This window comes from Vibrio penaeicida (assembly GCF_019977755.1).
Taxonomy (GTDB): Bacteria; Pseudomonadota; Gammaproteobacteria; order Enterobacterales; family Vibrionaceae; genus Vibrio; species Vibrio penaeicida.
The window spans coordinates 2477161-2502381 of sequence record NZ_AP025144.1; the positions used below are offsets into that span (position 1 = coordinate 2477161).

At 42.6% G+C, this 25221-nt stretch carries 18 protein-coding genes; 11 read left to right on the forward strand and 7 right to left on the reverse strand.

Features of this window, described 5'->3' with window-relative positions; genetic code table 11:
* Window positions 1-505: 505 nt before the first annotated feature.
* Entirely contained in the window at window positions 506-664 is a 159-nt protein-coding gene (locus LDO37_RS11060; protein ID WP_180958482.1) for a hypothetical protein, read from the forward strand.
* On the forward strand, window positions 651-2867 hold the full coding sequence (locus tag LDO37_RS11065; protein ID WP_126607021.1) for a hypothetical protein: 2217 nt from the start codon (window positions 651-653) through the stop codon (window positions 2865-2867). Before LDO37_RS11060 ends, LDO37_RS11065 begins: the two co-directional genes overlap by 14 nt.
* Before the next feature lie 111 nt (window positions 2868-2978).
* Here LDO37_RS11065 and LDO37_RS11070 read toward each other — a convergent pair whose 3' ends face one another.
* From LDO37_RS11070 to LDO37_RS11090, 5 genes are all read right to left on the reverse strand, one after another.
* Entirely contained in the window at window positions 2979-3656 is a 678-nt protein-coding gene (locus tag LDO37_RS11070) for an ABC transporter permease (RefSeq protein ID WP_126607022.1), read from the reverse strand.
* 4 nt (window positions 3657-3660) lie between these two features.
* Complete coding sequence (locus LDO37_RS11075) at window positions 3661-4401, reverse strand: ABC transporter permease (RefSeq protein ID WP_101114971.1); 741 nt, start codon at window positions 4399-4401, stop codon at window positions 3661-3663.
* Between the two features lie 124 nt (window positions 4402-4525).
* Window positions 4526-5293, reverse strand: a complete 768-nt coding sequence (locus LDO37_RS11080; protein WP_317982627.1) for an ABC transporter substrate-binding protein — start codon at window positions 5291-5293, stop codon at window positions 4526-4528.
* Window positions 5294-5388: 95 nt separating this feature from the next.
* The gene (locus LDO37_RS11085; protein ID WP_104400745.1) at window positions 5389-6159 is read right to left on the reverse strand and encodes an ABC transporter ATP-binding protein; all 771 of its coding nucleotides are present in this window, start codon (window positions 6157-6159) and stop codon (window positions 5389-5391) included.
* Between the two features lie 282 nt (window positions 6160-6441).
* Window positions 6442-7851 (reverse strand): hypothetical protein, encoded by a 1410-nt coding sequence (locus LDO37_RS11090; RefSeq protein WP_126607023.1) that lies wholly within the window; start codon window positions 7849-7851, stop codon window positions 6442-6444.
* Between the two features lie 541 nt (window positions 7852-8392).
* On the opposite strand from LDO37_RS11090, the gene LDO37_RS11095 reads away from it, so the two are divergent.
* Complete coding sequence (locus LDO37_RS11095) at window positions 8393-9937, forward strand: DUF3360 family protein (RefSeq protein WP_104400743.1); 1545 nt, start codon at window positions 8393-8395, stop codon at window positions 9935-9937.
* Window positions 9938-10241: 304 nt separating this feature from the next.
* The gene (gene pflB, locus LDO37_RS11100; RefSeq protein ID WP_126607024.1) at window positions 10242-12518 is read left to right on the forward strand and encodes a formate C-acetyltransferase; all 2277 of its coding nucleotides are present in this window, start codon (window positions 10242-10244) and stop codon (window positions 12516-12518) included.
* 77 nt (window positions 12519-12595) lie between these two features.
* Here the strand turns inward: pflB and LDO37_RS11105 are convergent, their stop codons facing one another.
* Window positions 12596-14476 carry a methyl-accepting chemotaxis protein gene (locus tag LDO37_RS11105; RefSeq protein ID WP_126607025.1) on the reverse strand — a complete coding sequence of 627 codons (1881 nt, stop codon included), beginning with the start codon at window positions 14474-14476 and terminating at the stop codon, window positions 12596-12598.
* 276 nt (window positions 14477-14752) lie between these two features.
* Between LDO37_RS11105 and LDO37_RS11110 the strand changes: the two genes are divergently transcribed.
* The 7 genes from LDO37_RS11110 to LDO37_RS11140 all read left to right on the forward strand — a co-directional run bounded on the left by LDO37_RS11110 (window position 14753) and on the right by LDO37_RS11140 (window position 23293).
* Window positions 14753-15730 carry a lipid A deacylase LpxR family protein gene (locus LDO37_RS11110; protein ID WP_126607026.1) on the forward strand — a complete coding sequence of 326 codons (978 nt, stop codon included), beginning with the start codon at window positions 14753-14755 and terminating at the stop codon, window positions 15728-15730.
* Between the two features lie 193 nt (window positions 15731-15923).
* Entirely contained in the window at window positions 15924-16664 is a 741-nt protein-coding gene (gene pflA / locus LDO37_RS11115) for a pyruvate formate lyase 1-activating protein (RefSeq protein ID WP_126607027.1), read from the forward strand.
* A 185-nt stretch (window positions 16665-16849) separates the two neighbouring features.
* A complete protein-coding gene (locus LDO37_RS11120; protein ID WP_126607028.1) occupies window positions 16850-17506 on the forward strand; it encodes an energy-coupling factor ABC transporter permease in 657 nt (218 codons plus the stop codon).
* 144 nt (window positions 17507-17650) lie between these two features.
* Entirely contained in the window at window positions 17651-18151 is a 501-nt protein-coding gene (locus tag LDO37_RS11125) for a YfbU family protein (protein ID WP_101114960.1), read from the forward strand.
* A gap of 291 nt (window positions 18152-18442) precedes the next feature.
* Window positions 18443-20377 carry a PrkA family serine protein kinase gene (locus LDO37_RS11130; protein ID WP_101114959.1) on the forward strand — a complete coding sequence of 645 codons (1935 nt, stop codon included), beginning with the start codon at window positions 18443-18445 and terminating at the stop codon, window positions 20375-20377.
* A 91-nt stretch (window positions 20378-20468) separates the two neighbouring features.
* The gene (locus LDO37_RS11135) at window positions 20469-21737 is read left to right on the forward strand and encodes a YeaH/YhbH family protein (protein ID WP_126606479.1); all 1269 of its coding nucleotides are present in this window, start codon (window positions 20469-20471) and stop codon (window positions 21735-21737) included.
* Window positions 21738-21748: 11 nt separating this feature from the next.
* Complete coding sequence (locus tag LDO37_RS11140; protein WP_126606478.1) at window positions 21749-23293, forward strand: SpoVR family protein; 1545 nt, start codon at window positions 21749-21751, stop codon at window positions 23291-23293.
* 118 nt (window positions 23294-23411) lie between these two features.
* On the opposite strand, the gene LDO37_RS11145 is transcribed toward LDO37_RS11140, so the two are convergent.
* Window positions 23412-25112, reverse strand: a complete 1701-nt coding sequence (locus LDO37_RS11145; protein ID WP_224056023.1) for a hypothetical protein — start codon at window positions 25110-25112, stop codon at window positions 23412-23414.
* Window positions 25113-25221: the final 109 nt, after the last annotated feature.

Here is a 25221-nt window from a genome sequence, read left to right on the forward strand (position 1 = left end):
TCGTATTAAACGCTTGTTTGAAAATATACTCCTCTACAACTTATTTAACAAGGCGATAACATCACAAATCCATCACCTCACCGGTAACCGCTTTTAGAAACTGGAAAAATTTTTAAAATAATTTTGAACTAAACGAATTTTGGTCAGTCCTAATTTATGTAACAAGCAGAGCATTTTGAGTTTAGGGCCGTATTAGACTGATTTAATCACTGTAACTTGTTACAAACGCTGCTTTTTTCTTATTAACTCCTATTTGTATCAGCCCAAACCCTCGTGGTTTGGGCTTTTTTTATCATTCAAGCTCGCTATCACCTCACACATTAATTTATTTCACAATTAGCTCGATTTTTTTATTCCAAATTCAATCCAATAATCACACCAAAGCTAATTATTCAATCACAACATTTTGTTTATTAAGTAGAAATAAATAACATTATTTTTTGTAATGATTTCTTGCGACAGTCTTCTATATTTTATTTTGAGGCTTACATTAGGGAGACATTACATGAACAAAGTCATCGTTGGCGGCTTACTTACCTTAGTTATGGTTTTAGGACTAAGTGGCTGTGACAGTAGTAGTTCTGCTGCTCAATCCCAAGCAACACCAACTTCTCAGTTGGTTCTTCCAGAACAGTTGGAGGTTGTGACTAATGAAAACAATTAAAATATTACTCGCCAGTAGCGTTCTTTTCTCTGGAGCAGGATTGGCGGCTTTCGACGATACTGGAACCGATTACTCAAATGCTAACCAGAGGTCACATGTGTGGATTGAGGCGTTAGAGCCTATTGAGCTCGTAAACAGTATTTTGTGTTTTACTGCCCAGTTCAAAGCGACCAATTTTGCTAATCAAGGTCCCTATCTTGTTTTAGCTGATGAAGCTGCATGTTTTGATAACGAAGACGACGGCTCAACAGGTCAATCTTCCGGCGCCGCCAATTCCCCCGCTTATCTAAAAGCAGTAGCAAACGTTACTCGTGCGTCAGACAGTGACCCTCTAGTGATTAATGTCTGGATTCCGGAAATGTCCGGTGGGGATGGCGACCAAGCCATCAAATTTAAGGCCGAAGTGACATCTGGTGCGAGCGAAAGCAATCCATTTGGTGCATTTACATTTAATTTCGAACTTTTCGACCAATTGGAAGGCACACAAAATGGTGCTGGTGAAATTGTTGCCTCGGACTCCGTCGAAAACTCCATTGGGTTTACTTTATATGAGTCCAGTACACGAGGAGCTGACACATATGTCCAAAGCGCAAGTGTGGTAATGAGCGCCGATAGATCAACAGGTAGCGCAATTACTTCAGCCGATCGTGGCAGTAATACTGGCAGTGCCTACGCTTTAGCGTTCAATTCCAACAATGTATTGATCCAAAACGCCACAGACATAGACAGCCTCCCCTTTAAAACGGGCAGTAATACCGGGCAATGTCTAGACAGAACCCAGTTCAATGATTCCGTACATAGATACGATTTGTTTAACGCATCGACAGGCGCCAGTATCTCGCTAAACAGTGGATTCTCTTTCCGCTATGACAGCAACAACGATACACAAGTGGATGCCTACGGACATGTTGGGTACTGGGGAGTATGGACAGAAGGTGATACTACACTACCAAACGGGACAACTTTAGTAGCCGAAGATGAAAATACAGGGACAAGTCAAAACTACACGTTGGTTACAGCACCAGGTCGCTTAATTAAGAATGAAGTGAAAACGCTTGCTTTAAGTAATGCTCGTGGCGTTATTTTTTCATATTGGGATTCAAGTGTTTATAGCGCTGGTTACAATCAATGGGTTGTGAAATATCTCACGGTCAATGACGACTCTGTTGGTACTGATGGATTCTATATTACTGACGGACTTAACTGGGGAGATAACGGGCAACAAATCACAGATGTTACTGATCAGCTGATATCGATATCCGCAGGTGAGTCTATCTACATGTGGTCGGAGCAACTAGGGGGAGAAGTAAAATACTTATATGGCAGTACAAGCTTAACTTTCTACGAACAAACCTTCATCAATGGCAGCGAAGTAGGAACAGGAGATCTACTGGAATCAGGTTCTGTTGCCCTCAAGTGTTTTGACCGATGCCCTGTCGGTACGCTTGATTTGAGCGATTTAGCGAACTTTGATGGTTCAGGTAGCCCGTATTCGGCACAAGTCGCCAACGTTGCTTCTGCTATTGATTTCTCATTCTCTGACTCAGGCAGTAACGCACTAACACTGATGCGAACAAGTAATAGCGAGCCAGTTCAATACAACTCCTCCATTACCAAGCAACAGCTAAATAACTCACCTTACAACTGGGGTGTGAGATCAGGACCCATGGTAACCAGTGACGTAGCAGCAACCATGACTAACATTTGGGATATTTACGACCCTAGTGTTGTGACCACCTACTATGTGTGGGAAACAGGGATCAGCCAATGGAACCAGCTTTCCACGGTTCGTAATAGCCAAAACAATATTGTCACCTTTGATAAACCAATTCAGTTCAGTTATACGCACAGTAATGGTAATGACCGCTCCGGTAGCGCAGGAAGCTATGCTGGGCAAACGTTCATGCTGAACTATGGCGGTAATGGTGATTTGTGGGGAATTCCCTATGAGAAGCAAGGTAATCAATATCGACCTAAGTTCTCATTGGCGGATGGCACGCTTGTTGGCCCTAGCGACATCTACGTGGTAAAAGCAATTGAAATCGAGCAGCAAATGCAAGACGCAACTGGGCAATGTACCGCACTAACCCTCGAGGAGCCCGCTGTGTCTGTGCCCACCTCCATCTCTGGTAATGCTAATATTGGGGTGATGCCAACGGTATCGGGCGAGCCATCTGTCATTGCAGGAGAAATCGTAGAATAAACGAATGTGCCCAAACTCAAAAAGCTCAATGCATCGGTTTTCATCCTCTGCATTGAGCTTTTTTTAATGCTTCTGTTTTATACCCAGATACTTTTTGTTCGATAAGACCAGTTAAGAAAGCGGGCGTAAGTATGCCAGAAATCTTTTCTCTGCGACTTTGAAGCAACCCAAAATGATAAAGGTTAGTCCCATATAGAACAGCCCAGCCGTTAAAAATGATTCGAAGGGAGCGTAATAACGAGAGTTCACCAACCTAGCCGCTCCCGTCAAATCCATGATGGTAACGATGCCTGCTACTGCCGAGCCATGAAGCATAAATATCACTTCATTACTGTATGCTGGCAGTGCTCTTCTTAAGGCACTTGGTAAAATAATTCTCCGATATGTCTTCCAAGTACTCATTCCGTATGCTTTTGCGGCTTCAATTTCCCCTTTAGGGAGCCCATTTATCGCGCCACGTATAATTTCAGCAGTATAAGCCGAAGTGTTCAAAACAAACGCAACAAGCGCACAGAACCAAGCGTGTTCCCACAGCGTATCTTTCACCGGAAAGAACTGGTCCATTCCATAATAAATTAGATAGAGCTGAACCAAGAGCGGAGTTCCACGAAAGAAATAAATGACCCCCCAAGAAGGCGTACTGATCAGATAGTTCGTACTATTGCGTGCTACCGCCAAAGGTATCGCAACCATCAACCCAATGATCAGTGCCAAACCGACTAACCATACCGTGGTCCACAAACCTTCTAAGTAAACCGGGAAACTTTCTATTATCAATGAAAAGTCCATGGGATTACCTCGCGTGAATACTGAACTTACGCTCTACAAGCTTTAGGAAGCCAGTAGAAACGCTAGTAAAAATGAGGAAGATAACAGCAACAGTCATGTAAAAAGTGAAAGGCATTTTAGTTGAGCCCGCAGCCAAAGAGCTTACACGAACCATATCTTCTAAACCGATAATAGATACCAGAGCCGTCGTTTTGAGCAATACCAGCCAGTTATTACCGAAACCAGGCAATGCATGACGAATCATTTGAGGCAACAAGATACGTCGAAAGGCGAGAACACTACTCATACCATACGCTTTACCGGCTTCGAGCTCACCTTTGTCCACTGCCATGATAGCGCCACGAAATGTCTCCGCCATGTAGGCCCCAAATATAAATCCTATCGTCAACACGCCAGCAACAAACGGGCTCACATCAATGTAATCCGGTAGGTAAGACACCCACTCATGGTCTGGGTTGCTAGACGTCATCCACTCGTTCAACCATTCGTTGATCGAATACAAACTATTATTAAGAAGAATCTGACCACCGAAGAAAATCAACATCATCAGAACAAGATCAGGAATGCCTCGAATGACGGTTGTGTATAACGTAGCGATGGCGCGTGCCCAGCGATAAGGTGCGAGTTTGGCGAGTGCGCCTAGCATTCCTAATGCCATTGCAAGAATCAGTGACAGGATCGCAACTTCAATTGTAAGTAACGCGCCCTTTAATATCGAGACTTCGTATCCTTGAAGATCCAGCATATTTACATCCAGTAATACAACGAGCTGAGAAGAAAAAATAAGACCGTATTTTTTTGAAGTAGCAGAGGCTAAAAAGCCCCTGCTTTTGTCGTCTAATTTTCTTTATTGAAGAGAAAAGCGGAAATTAATCGCCGTATACGTCGTAATTGAAGTATTTAGCAGCAATATCTTGATAAATGCCTTTCTCGCGTAGAGACTTGATTGCTTTATCAAGTTTAGCCGTAAGATCTTTATCTTGTTTACGGACTGCGATACCAAAGCCTTCACCAAACCATTTTGGATCAGTTAGCGAAGGACCCACAAACTCATAAGCTTCCCCGCCGTCTTTGTTAAGCACGCCTTCTTCAAGTGCAGAGGCATCACCCAAAACCGATGCGATTCGACCATTTGCTAAATCTAAGTAAGCCTCATCAAAAGAACCGTAACGTACAATCTCAACTGCCTTGTAGTTATCTGTTAGGTATTTGTCGTGCGTTGTAGCACGCTGAACACCAATCTTCACACCATCAAGGTTGTCGAAGTTAATGTTTGCACCTTTTTTGGCAATGAATTTGTTTGGAATCAGGGCGTATTTACCAGTGAAATCGATTTTCTTTTTACGTTCTTCAGTGATAGACATTGCCGCAATGATCGCATCGTATTTGCGAGCGAGAAGCGAAGGAATGATACCATCCCAGTCTTGTGGAACGATTTTACATTTTACAGCCATCTCTTTACACAGAGCATTGGCCATATCCACATCAAAACCCTTCAACGAGCCATCAGCTTCCGTCCAACTAAACGGAGGATAAGCTCCTTCAATTCCAAAACGTACTGTCTTCCAATCCTTTGCTTGAACAGTACCAGCAATAGCCGTAGCTGCTAAAGTTGCAGCGAGTAACCATTTTTTCATTTCCATACTCCTGTGAATGGTTTCAAATATTGTGTTTACTTACTTTGGTGCTTAGTGACCAATTATTCTTAAATCAATACTTAAGCAAACAATGCTTAATAAATTGAAGATATAAACTGCTGAAGCCTTTCGGATTCAGGGTTTGTAAATAGTTTAGATGGATCTCCCTGTTCTTCCACCAAGCCTTGATGCAAAAACATGACATGATTAGAAACATCGCGAGCAAAAGCCATTTCATGTGTGACGACAAGCATGGTTCTGCCCTCTTCCGCGAGATCACGCATAACCCCCAACACTTCACCAACAAGCTCCGGATCTAGTGCCGACGTCGGCTCGTCAAACAACATAACTTCTGGATCCACAGCGAGTGCTCTTGCAATTGCCGCACGCTGTTGTTGCCCACCAGAGAGGTGACCAGGGTAATAATCTTTACGTTCGTAGAGACCCACTTTTTTCAGCAGTTCTTCTGCCTTTTCTTTCGCTTCCGCTTTTGGCACACCCAATACATGAACAGGTGCTTCCATGACGTTCTCTAAAACGGTCATGTGTGACCATAGGTTAAACCCTTGAAAAACCATTGCTAAACGAGAACGGATTCGTTGCACTTGCTTTTCATTTGCAGGGAGAGATTCGCCGCGACGATTTTGTTTCATTTGGATCAACTCGCCGTTAACCCATATTTCGCCAGCAGTAGGCGTCTCAAGTAGGTTGATACATCTAAGGAAGGTACTCTTTCCTGAACCGGAAGAGCCGATAATTGAAATTACGTCCCCTTTATGGGCTTCTAGTGAAATGCCTTTTAAAACTTCGTTCTGTCCGAATGTTTTGTGCAGTTCTTTTATATCCAGCGCGATTACATCCTTCATGCGCTTTTACTCCCTGTATTTTTCCGACTGCAAGGTACTCCGACCTCTAATTGTGTTACAAGCTAGCATTCAAGAAACCTTCTTGCAACATATTATTAACTTTGAAATTTTCATTATTCAGACAATATAACTGAATAAGTATTCATCGACCAGAGTTTATCATCGGTAAATCTGGATAATGATGTAAAAAGAGCCTCTTTAATGAGGCTCTTAAAAGTTAACTTGAGTCACACATAAATACGAAATTAATCTTGCTAGAAAAACCCTCGTACGTTTAGCGAATTACCTTGAGACTTTCGTATAGTTTGAGTGACGTAATGTATTTTCTTGCGAAACAACTTGGTTTGGTAACGCCAAGTCCCGAACCGTGTCACTGGCACTTGCACCAGTGTCTGTCATAACATAACGAGCAAAACTCAAATCTAAAGCCGCAACTTCGAACGCTGAAGTACTAACGCTGTTGCTGTTAGATGCACTGATGTTGGGTAAATTCAGTTGTGGAATTTTAGTATTACCATTTGTAGATACAGAATAGATCGCGTGAGTTAGTGTTGAACCAGTTACAGTCGAGTTGTATTGAGCTCGTGTAATCAGCGATTTACCTGATGTTGATACTCCAGCGTTAATGAAGCTGTGACCTAACGCATCTTGTTGTATGGTAGGTGCTGTATCGTTCAAGCTTAATGAGTCAGGCAACTGTATGTCTAAAGTGCTGCCTACCACACCATTTACTGTAAAATTCCAACTTGTAGAAGACGTTCCTTTTGCACGGTAATTAAACGTTAAATCGGAATTCGATTTGATAGTGAACGCACTACCTGATGCTGAAGGGTTTTCCCAAGAATAGTTGTAAGGAGATTTGTGAAGGTTAACACCTATAGAATTCCATGTGTGACCAGATGTTTGTAAAGAGCCGTCCACACTTTCCGTAAGGGCCTGAATTTGCTTAACACTCCCAAAAGCCGCTGGCGTTAACTCTGTCACTTCAGCGTATCCAACAAGGTCAGTATTATTGTAAGCCCTCACCAATACTGGCTCGCTTGTTAACGCTTTTATTTCATGGGAAGTTGAATTAACTACCCCGCTATTGCCCTGTGTTGAAGCATAGTCATAACCCGTCACTGTAAGACCTAGTACCCCTACAGAGGCATACCCTTCCTTGGTGCTAGGCGACTGATTTGCCGAATAGCATTGAACGTTACCTTGGTTACGACCAACATTAATAGTGTGATTACTCAATAGATTACGTTGAATAGACAACGCTTTGTAATAGTGGTCCGTCTCGCTAGGTGAATCTATCACAGTTATGAAGCCACCCGTCGGTACCAATGTTTTATCAACTTTAAGATATCCTGAAGATGGCACCGTAAGCTGCCTATTAATCGTTCCATCGGCATTGTTAATCTGTGCAGTTAGATCACTTGCAAGCTTGCCATAGGTGTAAGTTGTTGTTGAACCGCTCGTGCTTTCTGAAAAAACCGTACAACCGGCAACTTCACTTGCTGTTGTCGTTGTTAGAAGCTGTAAAAACTGAAAGTTAAAATACTCCGGTGCTGGCGGCGGAGTAGGCTCAGGGGCTGGAGGTGTAGGAGGCTTACTATTGCTGCCCGTGCTGCTTTTGCTCTCTGAGCCACAACCAGACAAGGCCACCAATGAGGCGACAACAATGGCGCTATACTTTACTTTGTTCATTCTTTGTCCCCAAAAGTGGCAACCTATTGCCACTGCAAGTTCATTTCTCTGTATAGGGGGATTAAAGCAAATATCAAGCCATCTCTATTAGCTCATAAGAATTAGCATAAAAATCGAAACAACGAGCTTTCGAGAGCATATTGCCCACACAGGAAATGATTAAATTCCCTCTCGTCCCAACGCCTTAATGATAAAAATCATGTTTTTATCATCCGAGCTGATAGATGCATCGCAATTCTTGTATCTTTCTAAAAATAACCGTAACCAACTTACGTATTCTATCCTGCTTCTCATGCTTACACCGCCGTATTGTAGTTTTATTTCATCTTTAGCCTTAAAGTGATCAAGATCAATCATTCTAAAGCGGCTGTTGATAAACTCGCATTAGACGAAAAAACAAGAAATTAGTCTGAAATTTAGTTTCATATTATGCAAAACTAGCTCAATTATTTCGTGCTACTAATTAGACTGATGAATAGTGACATCTTTGCGCTAATTCATCGCTTTGAAGAATTACTAACTTTAAGAAAACGAGGATTCTATGTCCGACGCCGTCCATAAAGACAACTCAGACGCGATAGATGAAAAAAGCTATAGCGAACTGCATAGACCAGCTTCAGAATTCGACAGTCGTTCCGATTATCTAGATCACGAGCTTCAAATTATGAAGCCTCGTCGCTACGGTTTGAACCTACCAGGTCGCGATTTCAGATTTGAACTTGAGGATCTGGTCCCAGCACTAGCGGGCACCATTGGCATTATCGCAATGTACTCCGCTGTAATGATGTCGTGGGCAGACGGCCTAACTGCTGCTTGGGATCATGTCAATCTCGGTAAAGAATTTGCCATTGAAGTCGCACGAGTAGAAATGCTCATTCCCGCTCTTCTTTTTTGTATTCTGGCCTCTGGATTTATAAACCCTAGAGCAAACTTAGCCGGTAACCACGGTCCAATGATTCCGCTAATCGGTACGATTGCTCTTGCCGGTGCTCACCCTCTTGCTCTCGCAATTCTTCTTGGTGTCTTTGGTCTACTTCTCAGCTATTTCAAGGGAGGCTCAAAACTGGTTAACCTCACTTCAGAAGGTACCGCTGGGGGTTTACTCATTTTCCTCGGCTTCACTGGAACCATGAGTCAAATTGGTTCTATTCAAAGCTGGGCGACAGGTCTACAGTCGGCAGATGTAGCAGCTGGCAGCATGGGATACGTTGGTTTAGTTGTGCTGGCGGTTACCATCGTTATTTACGCGTTTCTTGCGAAAATAAACATGCGTTGGTTAGCCATACCTGTGTGTGCCGCTGTCGGTTTGGTGATTGCGTTAGCGCTAGGTGCTAGTTTCGACCTTAAATTCGAAACCGAAATGGGCTTACCTAACCTTAACCCAGTTTACTGGTGGGGCAGTACGGAAACAGGTTGGCAATTAGGTTTACCTACCATGCAGCATTTTATTGCTTCGTTGCCTTTCGCCATTCTAGCCGTTGCGATGTGGTCGCCAGACTTCCTTGGACACCGAATTTTCCAAGAACTGAACTACCCAAAACGTACAAACAGGGTGCTGATGGACGTAGATGACACCATGACCATGTGTTCAGTTCGCCAAATGGTTGGTACAGCAGTTGGTGGCGGTAACATCACTTCATCATGGGGTACTTACATGATCCCAGCAGCTATCGCCAAACGTCCAATTCCTGCTGGTGCTATTTTGCTTGGCTCACTGTGTATCATTGTTGCCATTCTTGGTTTCCCAATGGATGTAGCGGTTTGGCCACCAGTTATGCGAGTCGCACTGTTAGTCGGTGTATTCCTTCCGCTTCTTGAGGCAGGTATGCAAATGGTTAAGGACACCAAAGATTCACAAGCAGCCGGTATCTGTATTTTTGGCAGCGCTGTTGTTAACCCTGTACTTGCTTGGGCAATCACTATGTTACTAGACAACAACGGTCTTATCGGTGACAAAGAGCGTTCAAAGAAACTTTCGTTTATAGACAGAGTTGTGATCCCTGGCGGTGTACTCGTTATATGTCTAGTTGCTATGCTGGCAGTTGGTATGCTTGAAAGCCAATACGGTCTGACATCTTGGCTATAAATTAAAATATTTTGTGGGTGGCAAGCTTTGCCACCCACTTTTTATCAACTTTTTTTGATATTTATTGATTTAGTTTAAGGTTTTCAAAAATTTTTTAGCCTATTCTCAGAAACGAAGAAAAGAGAAAGTACTTTTCAAATTGTAGATAAAAATGAACAACCAGTAACAACATGTATGGTTTCATGAAGAAAAATCGAGACTATTCATATTGTTATTAATTAGAGTGTACTGCTCCTTAAGAAAGGATAGCTGGCTCAACGGCGAAGACAGTACGGTTTTTTACTACTAAAAAGGTAGGTATGTCATGGCAGAGCAATTTGCTAAAGCTTGGGAAGGTTTTGCTGAAGGTGACTGGCAAAACGAAGTTAACGTTCGTGATTTCATTCAAAAGAACTATACGCCATATGAAGGCGACGAATCTTTCCTAGTATCTGAAGGCACTGAAGCAACAAATACGCTTTGGGCTAAAGTAATGGAAGGCATTAAGCTAGAAAACAGCACTCATGCGCCTGTTGATTTCGACACTTCTGTTATCTCTACCATCACGTCACACGATGCTGGTTACATCAATAAAGATCTTGAGACTATCGTAGGTCTTCAAACAGAAGCTCCGCTTAAGCGTGCCATCATGCCTAATGGCGGTGTGCGCATGATCGAAGGTTCTTGTAAAGCATACGGTCGTGAACTTGATCCACAAGTTTCAAAAATCTTTTCTGAATACCGCAAAACACACAACCAAGGTGTTTTTGATGTCTACTCTCCAGACATCCTAAAATGTCGTAAATCTGGTGTTCTAACTGGTCTTCCAGATGCATACGGTCGTGGTCGTATCATCGGTGATTACCGTCGTGTTGCATTGTACGGTGTAGATTTTCTAATCAAAGACAAAGTTGCTCAATTCCACTCTACTCAAGATCAACTTGAGTCTGGTGAAGACTTGCAAATGACAATGCAACTTCGTGAAGAGATTCAGGAACAGCATCGTGCACTAGGTCAGTTGAAAGAAATGGCAGCTTCATATGGCTATGATATTTCTGCTCCAGCGACTACCGCTCAAGAAGCGATTCAGTGGACATACTTTGGTTACCTAGCTGCAGTTAAATCTCAGAACGGCGCGGCGATGTCTCTAGGTCGTACTTCAACGTTCCTCGATGTTTATGTTGAGCGTGATATCGCAGCAGGCATCATCACAGAAGAACAAGCTCAAGAAATGATCGACCACTTCGTAATGAAGCTGCGTATGGTTCGCTTCCTACGTACTCCTGAGTACGATGAGCTATTCTCTGGCGACCCTATCTGGGCAACAGAATCTATGGGTGGTATGGGCGTTGATGGTCGTACGTTGGTTACACGTACTAACTTCCGTTTCCTAAATACCCTATACACTATGGGACCTTCTCCAGAGCCAAACATCACTGTACTTTGGTCTGAACAACTACCTGAAGGCTTCAAGAAGTTCTGTGCGAAGGTATCTATTGATACGTCTTCTATCCAGTACGAAAATGACGACCTAATGCGTCCAGACTTCGACAACGATGATTACGCGATCGCATGTTGTGTATCTCCAATGATCATCGGTAAGCACATGCAGTTCTTTGGTGCTCGTGCAAACCTTGCAAAAACACTTCTATACGTTATCAACGGTGGTGTTGATGAGAAATTGAAGATGCAGGTTGGTCCGAAAAGCGAACCAATGACTGAAGAGTACCTAGACTTCGATAAAGTTTGGGCAGGTCTAGACAACCTAATGGATTGGTTAGCAAAACAGTACGTAACGGCTCTGAATGCTATCCACTACTCTCACGATAAGTACAGCTATGAAGCTGCTTTGATGGCACTTCACGATCGCGATGTTCGACGTACTATGGCTTGTGGTATAGCTGGTCTATCTGTTGCTGCCGATTCTTTGTCTGCGATTAAGCACACTAAAGTTAAACCAATCCGTGATGAAGACGGCATTGCTATCGATTTCGAAATCGAAGGCGATTACCCGAAATTTGGTAACAATGATTCACGTGTTGATGACATGGCATGTGAACTTGTTTCTAACTTCATGGCGAAAATCCGTAAGCTTAAGACTTACCGCGATGCAGTACCAACTCAATCTATCCTAACTATCACTTCTAACGTGGTATACGGTAAGAAAACAGGTACTACACCAGACGGTCGTAAAGCCGGTGCTCCTTTCGCTCCTGGTGCTAACCCAATGCACGGTCGTGACGAGAAAGGTGCCGTTGCCTCTCTAACATCAGTTGGTAAACTTCCGTTTGCTGATGCGAAAGATGGTATCTCTTACACATTCTCAATCGTACCAAACGCACTTGGTAAAGAAGAAGATTCACAACGTGCTAACCTTGCTGGTCTAATGGATGGTTACTTCCACCATGAAACAGGGATTGAAGGTGGACAGCACTTGAACGTGAATGTTCTTAACCGTGAAACGCTAGAAGATGCTGTTAAGCACCCAGAGAACTACCCTCAGCTAACAATCCGTGTATCGGGCTACGCTGTTCGTTTCAACTCTCTGACCACTGAACAGCAGAAAGACGTTATTGCTCGTACTTTCACTGAATCTCTATAATCACTGAGTTCTAAAAAACAAGCCCCCGAAAATTCGGGGGCTTTTTTTGCGTTTCTAATAGGCATATACCCAAGTAACTAAACTGCAAATTGATTGCATTCTTTAATTAATACACCAGATCGTTCATCTACTCGGCTGCTCGCCTCTCTAAGCTGGGTATTATTGTCTTCAATTGTGCTCATTGAGGAGGAAATTTGAGACATGCTATCCGCCATGGATTGACTGGTAGTTGCCAACTCTTTAATCGATGATGAAATTCGCTCGGTTTGCTCCGTTGCCTCGCTGACTTGCTCAGTAATCAACTTCAACGCTTCCATCGCTTCATGCCCTTTTTCTCGGCCCTGCTGCATAGACGATTCGGACTGCCCAATGTATTGAATCACTTCAGCACTCTCTTTTTTCATGGTTTCAATCGTACCCGATATTTCGGCGACAGCATCAACAGTTCTCACGGCTAAGCTTCGTACCTCGTCTGCAACAACTGCAAAACCTCTGCCTTGCTCACCCGCTCTAGCGGCTTCGATAGCGGCATTCAGCGCAAGCAAATTGGTTTGCTCAGCAATACCATTAATAATATCCATAACGGAATCCACTTTTGAAGAAGCGTCCTCAAGAGCATTGATGTGAGTCGCAGCATTACCAAGTATTTTCCCAATATCTTCAATTGAATCTATTGCGCTGGTAATGATCGTTGCCCCCTCTTGCGCCGACTCACTGGATTTCTCACTCACTTGCACCACCAAATCCAGACTGCTTGATACTTCTTGCGTAGTAACGCTTACTTCCTCCGTTGCCGAAGCCAGTACTTGAGTTTGCCCCACAACATCGTGTTGACTTGCCACTAAGTCATCTAAGCCAGAGTTCAATTCATTCGCGTTAGATGCTAGCGCATGACTGCTGTGCTGCACGCCTTTAACCAACTTACCCAAGTTTTCACAAGCTTGGTTAATGTTGAGTGCCAAACGATTGAACTCATCATTTTTGTTGTTCGAAACAGGCATTCTTTGCGACAAATCCCCATTAGAGACAAGCTCGAGAATCTGCGTTACCTTTTTAAGCGCACGTGATATGGATATGTTCTGTGATACAAAAATAAACAAAGTAAACAGAGCTAAAACGAAACATGCGATCAGTGTAGAAAGTTGCACTGTAGAAGACGTTTGCTGCGCTGCCTGTCCATACTCCGCACTGATCACATTCATTTTCGCGCCTAGCTGTCTAACGACAGTTTGCACATCTTTCTGTCTTTGAAAGAGTGATTCTTCAACGGATTCTAGTTCAACAGACAGTTCACTCACACGAGCAGAATGCTCTTTAAATAGCTCCACTTCTTTTTCATATAAGTCGAGCATTGCGTATGAATTTGACATATTGATAAACATTGCCAACGCACGGTTGAAGTACTTTAGATTCTCTTCATTGGGTTGCAAAAGATAAGTTTGCTGCGTCTTCACCATATTCTGAAAATCGGAATTGATGCTCACCATTCCGGTTTCAGCAATCTTTGCCTCTATGGTATTGGCTAGCTGTTTTAGTTCACCTAGTTTTCCATCATCAACATTAAACCCCATCTCTTGCCTTATCGCTAACCATGGTGCCAATGCATCCTGATACGCCGAAATAGACTCAACAAAGCTTTCCGCTCCATCGTGCAGCCCAACCTCAGCTAGCATCGTTTTTTTCCCCAATGCCTTTTGAGAGATATCTTCAAGCATGGCGTTAATTTCTTCGACCTGCTCTCCAGTCATATTGTTTAAGCGCGCCGCTAAATCCAATAAACTGATTTGCGTTTGACCGATTTCGGCAACGCCTTCGTGAATAAACCCCTGATTTTGATATTGATTAGTTACCGAGCTGATTTTTATTGAAATAAACACCGATAACCCAGCAAAACCTACCATCAGCGCTGCTAGGTATATCCATACTTTTTGCTTCTGTGAGAGCGCAAAACTTGTCATCACTCCCTCCTCTACTTTGGAAATTCAGACTAATAAATCAATGTTGGTACATTCAATGTTCGAAAGTACTATTAAGTATCCGACGACACTTTAGGTTAATTTACAATTTTCTAACATTTGATTATTGACAAATGCATCATTAATTATTTCAAAATTCTACACATGTCTCTTTTTGCAAAAAGTTATTCGCTTCCACTTACTTGATTTATTGCATAAAAGTTGGGAAAGTTTCACATTGCGTATATCGAGTTCACTTACTAAGGAGTCAGTATTGATATGAATGCTGTCTGGGTTCCTATTATTTTACTGTCGCTGTCTTCTTTGACTGCACAAGCCAAATCGCACTTATCTCTCACAATGGACAATGACTCTTTAGTAAGGAGTGATGAAGATTACAGTAGTGGTATTCAGTTAGGTATTCTGTCTGAATTAGATAAAAACGAGTCCAGCGAACAAAGCCACTCCTTAAGCACAATAGGTTTTGGGGATAACAATGCTCGCTATTATTGGAATCTAAACATTGGGCAAAAACTATGGACTCCCACTGATATTGAATCCACAACACCAAAGATAAATGAGCGCCCATACTCTGGAATCAGTTTCATCAGTGGCTCATTGATCGCAAGAACAACCGAAAAACACCAAACTCTCAACGTTATGCTTGGAACAATGGGAAAAAATGCCCAAGCCGATTCTGCACAAGTGTTTGTTCATGATCTAATTGGGTCTGCTCGCCCTCAAGGTTGGGCATACCAAATTGAAGAGCCTTGGGTTTACCAATTGGGTTACAGGCAGCAAAACTTGCTTCATAGAAACTCGGGTTATTTTGAAAATCACGAATCTGAGGTTAGTTGGATCAATCGAGTAGCATTAGGAAACTTTCGCTCCGAAATAGGCAGCGGCGTAATGTGGCGAATGGGCGAAGCGCTTGCCAATACTTTTGGTTCAGCCGAAATTAAATACGACAACCCAGCACATCGACTTCATCTAGATTATGGTCGCAGCGGATGGTTTGTATTTACTGGGCTCGAAGCTCGATATCGCTTTAACGACATCACAATTACAGGAAAGCGCCCCCCCCTCGTCCCACTCGTTTCTGTAACTCACTTACAGTCTACGGCTGTTTTAGGCGCTCTAGCGCATTACAAAGAGGTAGGGGTATCGCTCTCTTACTCCCTTAAAACACCAGATTTTAAGGAAGACCAAGCTCATTTCCATGCTAACGGGTCCGTTTCCCTGTTCTGGATATTCTGATGTTTTTTATAACTTTATCATTGAAAGCCATTGTTAATAGGTATCATTCCTATCTCAAACACTCAGCAATTCAATTAGCGATGTTTTGCAAAATAATAATTTTGCCCTTAAGACCAAATAACCTCAGTTTTTCCTAGGGTACAGTGCCATTTTGTAATAAAATGACAGAAAATAATTCCTAAGAGATTAGCTCATGTCTACTACTGGTCGTATTCATTCTTTCGAATCTTGTGGCACGGTGGATGGTCCGGGAATCCGCTTTATTGTGTTTCTCCAAGGCTGTCTAATGCGCTGTAAATATTGCCATAACCGAGATACGTGGGACACCCACGATGGCAAGGTAGTGAGCGTGGACGAAATCATTAGCGAAGCAAAGTCTTATAAGCACTTCATGAGAGCTTCTGGCGGTGGGGTCACTTGCTCGGGAGGTGAAGCCATGCTTCAACCTGAATTCGTACGTGACTTTTTCCGTGCGGCTAAAGAGGAAGGGATGCATACCTGTTTGGATACTAACGGGTATATTCGGAAACATACTGATGTTGTTGATGAAGTACTTGAAGCCTCAGATCTTGTCATGCTCGATATCAAGCATATGAAAGATGCCATTCATCAAGATTTTATTGGTGTTTCCAACAAGCGCACTTTAGATTTCGCACGCTATCTTCACAAAATTGGGCAAAAAACTTGGCTTCGATATGTTGTTGTACCTGGTTACACCGACGACGAAGAGGCCGCGCATATGCTCGGTGAGTTTATTCAAGATATGGATAACATCGAAAAAGTGGAGTTGCTGCCCTACCACAAATTGGGCGCACATAAGTGGGAAGCGTTAGGGCACGACTACCCACTCGAAGGGGTTAACCCACCACCGAAAGAAACGATGGATGCGATAAAAGGAATACTTGAGCAATATAACGACAATGTGAAATACTAGTTTTCATGTAAGCCTTATACTCAAGCTATACAAAGTAACCAATCATGAACAAAGCCAGCATTATGCTGGCTTTGTTGTATTGATAGCCAAGTTACCCTTGGGTATAGAAATAACAGAGCTAAACTCACGATCTTGGAACGTTCGGGTGTGTTTCCACAAAAGTTCGTGCCCTTAGGAATTACACTATGTCAATACTTCAGTTTCTTTGTCTCGCCGTTACAGCCTTTGTCGTACAACGAAGTTGGGCTGATACAAAGCATGCCTTTATTCCTAAGTTTCTAAGCGAAAAATCTTTTCAGAACCTCACTATCATTTCCTTAGTAATACTCTTTTTTCTTTGGCAAACCAAAGCAGGGGTCAAAAGCGGTTTAGATATTCACTTTCTTGGTGTAACGGCTTTTACTATGATGTTTGGCTGGCGAGTCGCCTGCCTTCTTAGCCTGCCTATTTTTGGCGCCCTCGCCATTTTCAATCAGTGGCCGTTAATAGATTTACCGGTACAAATTACCATTTCAGGCTTCATCCCTATTTTTTTAAGCTATTTCATATTTACTCTTAGCTATCACTACTTACCCAAAAATGTCTTTGTTTTCATTTTTGTTGCTGGCTTTTTTAATGCCATGTTTGTTGGGAGCACACACCTCCTGCTGAAAGGAAACTACTATCTTTGGCAGGGTTTGTATGATTTCACCACGGTAATGGATAACTTCTTCATGCTGATTCCCTTAATGGCATTTCCTGAAGGCCTCCTCAACGGAATGACATTAGCGGTACTTTGCGTATATCGACCAGAATGGTTGCGCGTATTCTCAGACAGACATTACCTTTTTCCTAACAAGTAGAATTCCTGTCTAGCAGTAGCACGAAAATATCCGCTCAATCTCCAACCAAACCTTATTAAACATGTGTTGAGATCATGTTTCGATACAGATACTTGCTGTTACCCTGTTTCATAGATTAAGTAATAAAATTTAAGAGACCATGCTATGGAAATGACCAACGCTCAACGACTCATTTTGTCGAACCAATACAACCTAATGTCGCAGATGGATCCGCAGAATGCCGAAAAGTATCAACGCCTTCAAACGATTGTAGAGCGTGGATATGAACTACAAATGTTAGAGCTAAATAAGGACTATGGCTGCTTGGATGAAACGCAGTGTCGAGAGATTCTTGAGATTATGGAAATGTATCATGCGATGCAAGAATCGAACAAAATGCTCAACCATGATGAGAGAGAAAATGTTGATCAGCGCAGACTCAACTTTTTAGGGTTCGATATCGCTAGTGAATCACAGCTTGTTCACTATGTGCGTTTTCTCGTCGACTCCGAAGGGTTGTACACTCAATTCGACAAGGGTGAACATCACTTCAACGCACAAATGCCAATGCTTGAAAAATACCAAAGAATGTTAGCATCTTGGAAGCGCTGTCCACGTCAATATCACCTCTCTGCGGCGGAATTTAATCAAATCTTCAACGCTTAGTCCTATTTTTGACCTAAGTCTCTCACATTGTTTGATATTTTTATCAAAGCACCGCTGTAATGTGGTGCTTTCCTATTGCGACCGTAGGTTGCGCAACACTCCAGCCTGTTTGAATCACTTCTAGCACACTCATACAAACCCGTACTTGCTTCATACTTTTTTCTTAAAAATTTGAAATAAATACCGAATTAATAAGCAGAATTCAAATTCTGGGTCTAACCTTATTTAGTGAAGGACGTGACATTTTCGCTGTTAATTAGTCGATTTGACAGGTTTAGAGGGGTATTCGCTATGAGCATTTTTGACCACTACCAGGCTCGCTATGAAGCAGCCAAGGATGAAGAACTATCGCTGCAAGACTTTTTATCGCTATGTCGTGAAGACAAAAGCGCCTATGCCAATGCAGCTGAGCGCCTATTAATGGCGATTGGAGAACCTGAAGTCATCGACACCGCATTAGACCCGAGACTCAGCCGTATTTTCTCTAATCGCGTGATATCCAGATACAAAACCTTTGAAGATTTCTACGGTATGGAAGACGCGATAGAACAAATCGTTTCTTACCTAAAACATGCCGCTCAAGGTCTAGAAGAACGAAAACAAATTCTATACCTTTTGGGTCCCGTTGGTGGCGGTAAGTCGTCACTCGCCGAAAAACTGAAAGCCCTAATGGAAAAAATGCCTATCTACGTTCTTTCTGCTAATGGTGAACGTAGCCCAGTCAATGACCATCCATTCTGTTTGTTCAATGTGAACGAAGATGGTGATTTGCTAAAAGGCGATTATGGCATTGAAAAACGTTACCTACGCTCCATCATGTCACCTTGGGCAGCAAAACGCCTAACTGAGTTTGGTGGTGATATTTCCAAATTTAAAGTTGTGAAGGTAAGGCCATCTATCCTTGGTCAGACTGCAATTGCAAAAACGGAACCGGGTGACGAAAACAACCAAGACATTTCATCACTTGTCGGTAAAGTCGATATCCGTCAACTTGAGCACTTCTCACAAGACGACCCTGATGCGTACAGCTACTCAGGTGCATTATGTCGAGCTAACCAAGGCTTGATGGAATTTGTAGAGATGTTCAAAGCGCCAATCAAAGTACTGCACCCATTACTTACTGCTACTCAGGAAGGTAACTATAACGGTACAGAAGGGCTCTCGGCCTTGCCATTTGATGGCATGATTCTGGCGCACTCGAACGAATCAGAGTGGCAGACCTTCCGCAATAATAAGAACAATGAAGCCTTCCTCGATAGGGTGTACATTGTGAAAGTACCTTACTGCTTGCGTGTTTCGGAAGAAGTTAAAATCTACAAAAAACTGTTGGATCACAGTGAGCTTTCAAAAGCGCCATGTTCTCCAAGCACATTGGACATTTTGGCTCAGTTCAGCATTCTTTCTCGTATGAAAGATCCTGAGAACTCATCCATTTTCTCGAAAATGCGTGTTTACGATGGGGAAACCCTGAAAGATACCGATCCAAAAGCAAAAAGCTACCAAGAGTACCGAGATTTTGCAGGTGTCGATGAAGGCATGTCGGGTCTTTCTACTCGTTTTGCATTCAAGATCCTTTCTCGCGTATTTAACTTCGATCAATCCGAAGTGGCGGCAAACCCTGTGCATCTTTTCTATGTTATTGAGCAACAGGTAGAAAGAGAACAGTTCCCACAAGACATGGCAGAGCGTTATTTAGAGTTCTTGAAAGGCTATTTAGTACCTAAATATGTCGAGTTTATCGGTAAAGAAATTCAAACCGCTTACCTCGAATCCTACTCTGAATACGGTCAGAACATCTTCGACCGTTATGTCACCTACGCCGATTTCTGGATTCAAGATCAAGAATATCGCGATCCGGAAACAGGGCAGTTATTCGACCGTGCCGCGCTTAATAATGAGCTAGAGAAGATTGAGAAAACGGCAGGTATCAGTAATCCGAAAGATTTCCGAAACGAGATCGTTAACTTCGTATTACGTGCTCGTGCAAACAATAAAGGGCAAAACCCCGTTTGGACCAGTTACGAGAAACTCAGAACGGTCATCGAGAAGAAAATGTTCTCGAATACGGAAGAACTGCTTCCTGTTATTTCCTTCAATGCGAAAACTTCAACCGATGATCAGAAAAAACACGACGACTTTGTCGCTCGTATGATGGAGAAAGGCTACACCAAGAAACAAGTTAGATTGTTGTCGGAATGGTACCTACGAGTACGTAAATCCTCTTAGTACCAAGTGTCTTAGATATGGGGACTGGCAGATATTGCCAGTCACTCATGACACACAGTTCGACACTTTGACGTTTCAGAGGGACTAACGTATGGCGCAATTTATCGACAGAAGGCTCAATGGCAAGAATAAGAGCACAGTCAACAGACAACGCTTTTTACGCCGCCATAAAGAGCAAATTAAGGAATCGGTAGCCGATGCCGTGAATCGCCGATCTATCACCAATACAGAGACAGGTGAAGATATATCGATTCCACATAAAGACATCAAAGAGCCAATTTTTCATCAAGGACAAGGGGGCGTTAGAGAACGCGTTCATCCAGGTAATGACCAATTCATCACTGGAGACAAAATTGAGCGACCAAAAGGCGGTCAAGGAGGCGGCTCTGGCGAAGGTGATGCAAGTGCTGATGGCGAAGGTCAAGATGACTTTGTTTTTCAGATTTCAAAAGACGAATATCTCGATATTCTATTTGAAGATCTAGAGCTACCTAACCTTCAAAAAAACCAAATCAATAAAATCACAGAATGGAAAACCCATAGAGCTGGTTTCCAAACCGCGGGTATTCCAGCCAATATCAGTGTAGTGCGCTCTCTTCAACAATCACTGGCACGAAGAACAGCATTAACCGCGGGCAAAAAGCGACTACTTGCAGAGCTAGAAGAAGAGTTAGAGCGAATTGAAAGCAACGAACCCGCTCAACCTTTAGAGGAAAAGAAACTTCAAGAGGAAATCATTGAACTTCGTCAGCGTATTGCGCGCGTTCCGTTTATTGATACTTTTGATTTGCGTTTCAAAAACTACGAAAAGCGCCCTATTCCTTCTAGCCAAGCGGTCATGTTTTGTTTGATGGATGTGTCTGGCTCAATGGACCAAGCAACTAAAGACATCGCAAAACGCTTTTATGTGCTTTTATATCTATTTTTAACAAGAACTTACGAGAATGTCGAAGTCGTCTTCATACGCCACCATACTCAAGCGAAAGAAGTCGATGAACATGAATTTTTCTATTCGCAGGAAACGGGTGGCACCATCGTATCCAGCGCTTTGAAATTGATGAATGAAATCGTAAAAGACAGATATCCAACTAACGAGTGGAATATCTACGCAGCACAAGCTTCAGATGGGGATAACTGGGCAGATGATTCCCCTCGTTGTAAAGAGCTATTGGTGAACAATATTTTACCTGAATGTCAATATTACTCCTATATCGAAATAACAAGAAGAACCCACCAAACCTTATGGCATGAATACCAAAAACTCGAAGAAGCATTCGACAATTTTGCCATGAAAAATATTCGTACTGTGGATGATATTTTCCCAGTATTTAGGGAACTGTTTCAAAAAGAAACGGCATAGGGAGGCGCGCTATGGCGACTAAAGCAGCTAAAAAAACAGCGACAAACAACAAGCGCTTGCCAGATGGTCCGGATTGGACATTCGAGCTTCTGGAGCGTTACCACAAAGAAATCAAAAGGGTAGCCGAACACTATCGATTAGACACCTACCCTAACCAAATTGAAGTAATCACAGCGGAACAAATGATGGACGCATACTCAAGCATTGGTATGCCCATCAATTACAACCATTGGTCATTTGGCAAAAAATTTATCCAAACCGAGCAAAACTACAAGCACGGTCAGATGGGTCTTGCGTATGAAATTGTCATTAACTCAGACCCATGTATTGCGTACCTAATGGAAGAGAACACCGTAACCATGCAAGCCTTGGTTATGGCTCATGCTTGCTATGGTCACAACTCTTTCTTCAAAGGCAATTACCTGTTCCAAACTTGGACGGATGCAAGCTCCATTGTCGATTACCTATTATTTGCTAGAAACTATATTACCGAGTGTGAAGAAAAACACGGCGTAGACGAAGTTGAACAGCTGTTGGATTCCTGCCATGCGCTAATGAATTTCGGTGTCGATCGATACAAACGTCCAGAAAAGATCTCCATTGTGGAGGAGAAGGCACGGCAAGAAGCTCGCGAGGAATACCTTCAATCCCAAGTTAACGAGCTTTGGAAAACGGTTCCTAAAAGCGAGGAGAAGGAGCAATCTCAAAAAATTCGTTTCCCAACGGAGCCTCAAGAAAATATCTTGTACTTCATTGAGAAACACGCCCCACTTCTAGAGCCTTGGCAGAGAGAGATAGTACGTATTGTCAGAAAAGTCAGCCAGTACTTCTACCCTCAGAAACAAACACAGGTCATGAACGAAGGTTGGGCAACATTCTGGCACTATTCCATACTGAATCATTTGTACGATGAAGGTTTGGTGTCTGAGAAGTTTATGCTTGAGTTTTTGCATAGCCACACCAATGTTGTCGCCCAGCCTCCATACAACAGCCCTTACTTTAGCGGTATCAATCCATATGCTCTTGGTTTTGCGATGTTCCAAGACATTCGTAGAATGTGTGAAGACCCAACCGATGAAGACAGAGAGTGGTTCCCAGATATCGCAGGAGCAGATTGGTTAGATACATTGCACTTCGCTATGGCAAACTTTAAAGATGAAAGCTTCATCAGCCAATACTTGTCGCCTAAGTTAATGCGTGACTTTAAACTCTTTGCTATCAGTGACGACGACAGAAAAAACCACATAGAAGTCAGCGCAATACACGATGAAGTAGGTTATCGCCAAATTAGGGAAAAACTGGCGGCACAGTATAATTTAAGTAACTTAGAGCCAAACATTCAGGTGTGGAATGTAGACGTACGCGGCGATCGTTCTTTGATCTTGCAATATGTCCCTCATGATAGGATTCCATTAGGCGACAGCCATCAAGAAGTATTGAAACACCTTTATAGGCTTTGGGGGTTTGATGTCATTTTGGAGCAACGGAATGAATCTGGAAGAAAAGAAATTCTAGGCAGTTGCCCTGAGCGTGAAGACTACAACTCCGAAATCTAAGCCAATAACTCGAATTTGCCAATCCTCCTAATTGCCCACGAAATCTGTGGGCTTTTTTGTGTCTAAAAAAAGAAAAGCCAGCTTAACAAAGCTGGCTAAATTGTTGCTGGTTTTTAAGTTACTTAAACACAAACTCGATTGTTTTGGCTTTTGGTCCCTTAGTTGAAACCGTCATTTCTACATTTTCGATTGTGTATTTGCCATTCTCAAACAAAGACTTGTCCGTCCTTAAGGTCGTGGGATCGTTTGCATTGCCTAACGAGTAATCATTAGGAATAATAATCAAGGTTTCATCTTTGTTAGTTGAAACCGTAGCTAAAGTAAGACCATCACCATATGTTGGTGCCAGCAATTCTATCCCTGTCATTATTCCAGATTGTTCCATCATCCAATCGAAGCGGCCATTTCCCGTATTAAACCATAGCCAGAAGTGACCATTTTTGGTGCTCAAATGAATCAGCTGTTCCGTATCCTTTTCCGGATCAAAGCCATACAATTCCACGGTTTTGGTAGTTTTTACTTCAACCACTTTCTTACTGTTCACAACTCCAAGTCGATATTGGAAATATGGCAGAACTTCTTGACCAATATTGCCTTTTCCTCCCATCACACCATTGTAAATACCATAATTAAATACTGAGTAGTTGGAGTCTTCATGGAACTTATGCATAGTCTCTTTGTTCAACTCTTCGGTTTTCGTCCAATCACAAGACTGACCAAAGTCGAAAACTTTATCCCCATTAGTGAAGTGCTTATAGGAACAAGGAGAGACGGACGCATGACCTAAACCAAGACCATGTAGGTATTCATGTACAAATAAGACTTGGTCTGGTGCTAAACTTTTTTTCGTCGAGCCCAACCCCAATTTCTCTACATGAGACTTGCTGGATAAATCGCTATTTATGATAAATCGGTTTTTTAGGACTGTGCCATCGCTCAGTGTCTCGGTCTTATATATATTGCCGTAGCTAATGAGACCGGTATTGTTTCCTGCAATGTAGACAAACGCCAATTGGTCATACATGGATGAATCTAATTTAGAGCCATTGAATTGGCTAAGCGACTGGTTAATAATCTGATTCTTGTAGGGTAATGAAACCTTATTATCGTCATCAGACTCAATACCACTCACGGCTAATTCCGATGCGACAGTAAGCTCAACATTTTTATTTAAAGTTGCTTCTAAATGTTTATCCACATTCGAGCCTTCACCGAATCTTGCTACCACCTCTTGCCGAATGCTGTTCGACTGTAGTGTGTAGCCATCAATAACAACTGGAATGACAGCAATATTAATTTTCGGTTTTGTCACACGACAAATCATTCGAAATCGGTTGCCATCACTCTGATACAGCTTGGTAAACAGCTTTTTGATTTCAGAACCACACGAAGAAAACTCATGAACTGTGTTTCCTGTAGTAATAGAGGAACACTGTCTTATTTCATCCTTCATTTTGGGAGTTATTGCACTAGGAGCCTGACTTAAAATAGCTTCCAGTGCCTGAGCAGAAGACATTCCTTGAATGAACTTTTGCATCTGAGAGTCGAGCACTGCATTATCTAGGATTTGTTGCTGAGGCAAGAATTCCATATGTTCAGGTAAATGCCACTCTCCGCACTCTGGTGCAGAATTCACCTGTTTTTTGTAAGCTTCGGCATCAAATGCGACTGGCTTATTATTGGTTGGAGTCGTCGGTGATGTTGTTGGTTTCGTCGGTAAGGTAGGCGATGACGCGTTAGAATCTTTGTTACAACCAGAAATCATAACGGTAAAAGCAGAGACCACTGCCATGGTCATCAGGGAACGATTAAATTTCATAAATTTTACTCAAAGCGATTAGATGAAATAGTTATTTTTTAGGCAGATTTCAGTTCCCTTGAATGAGCTGCAAGCGCATATTACCAATTAACGCCCCAATCAAATGTAA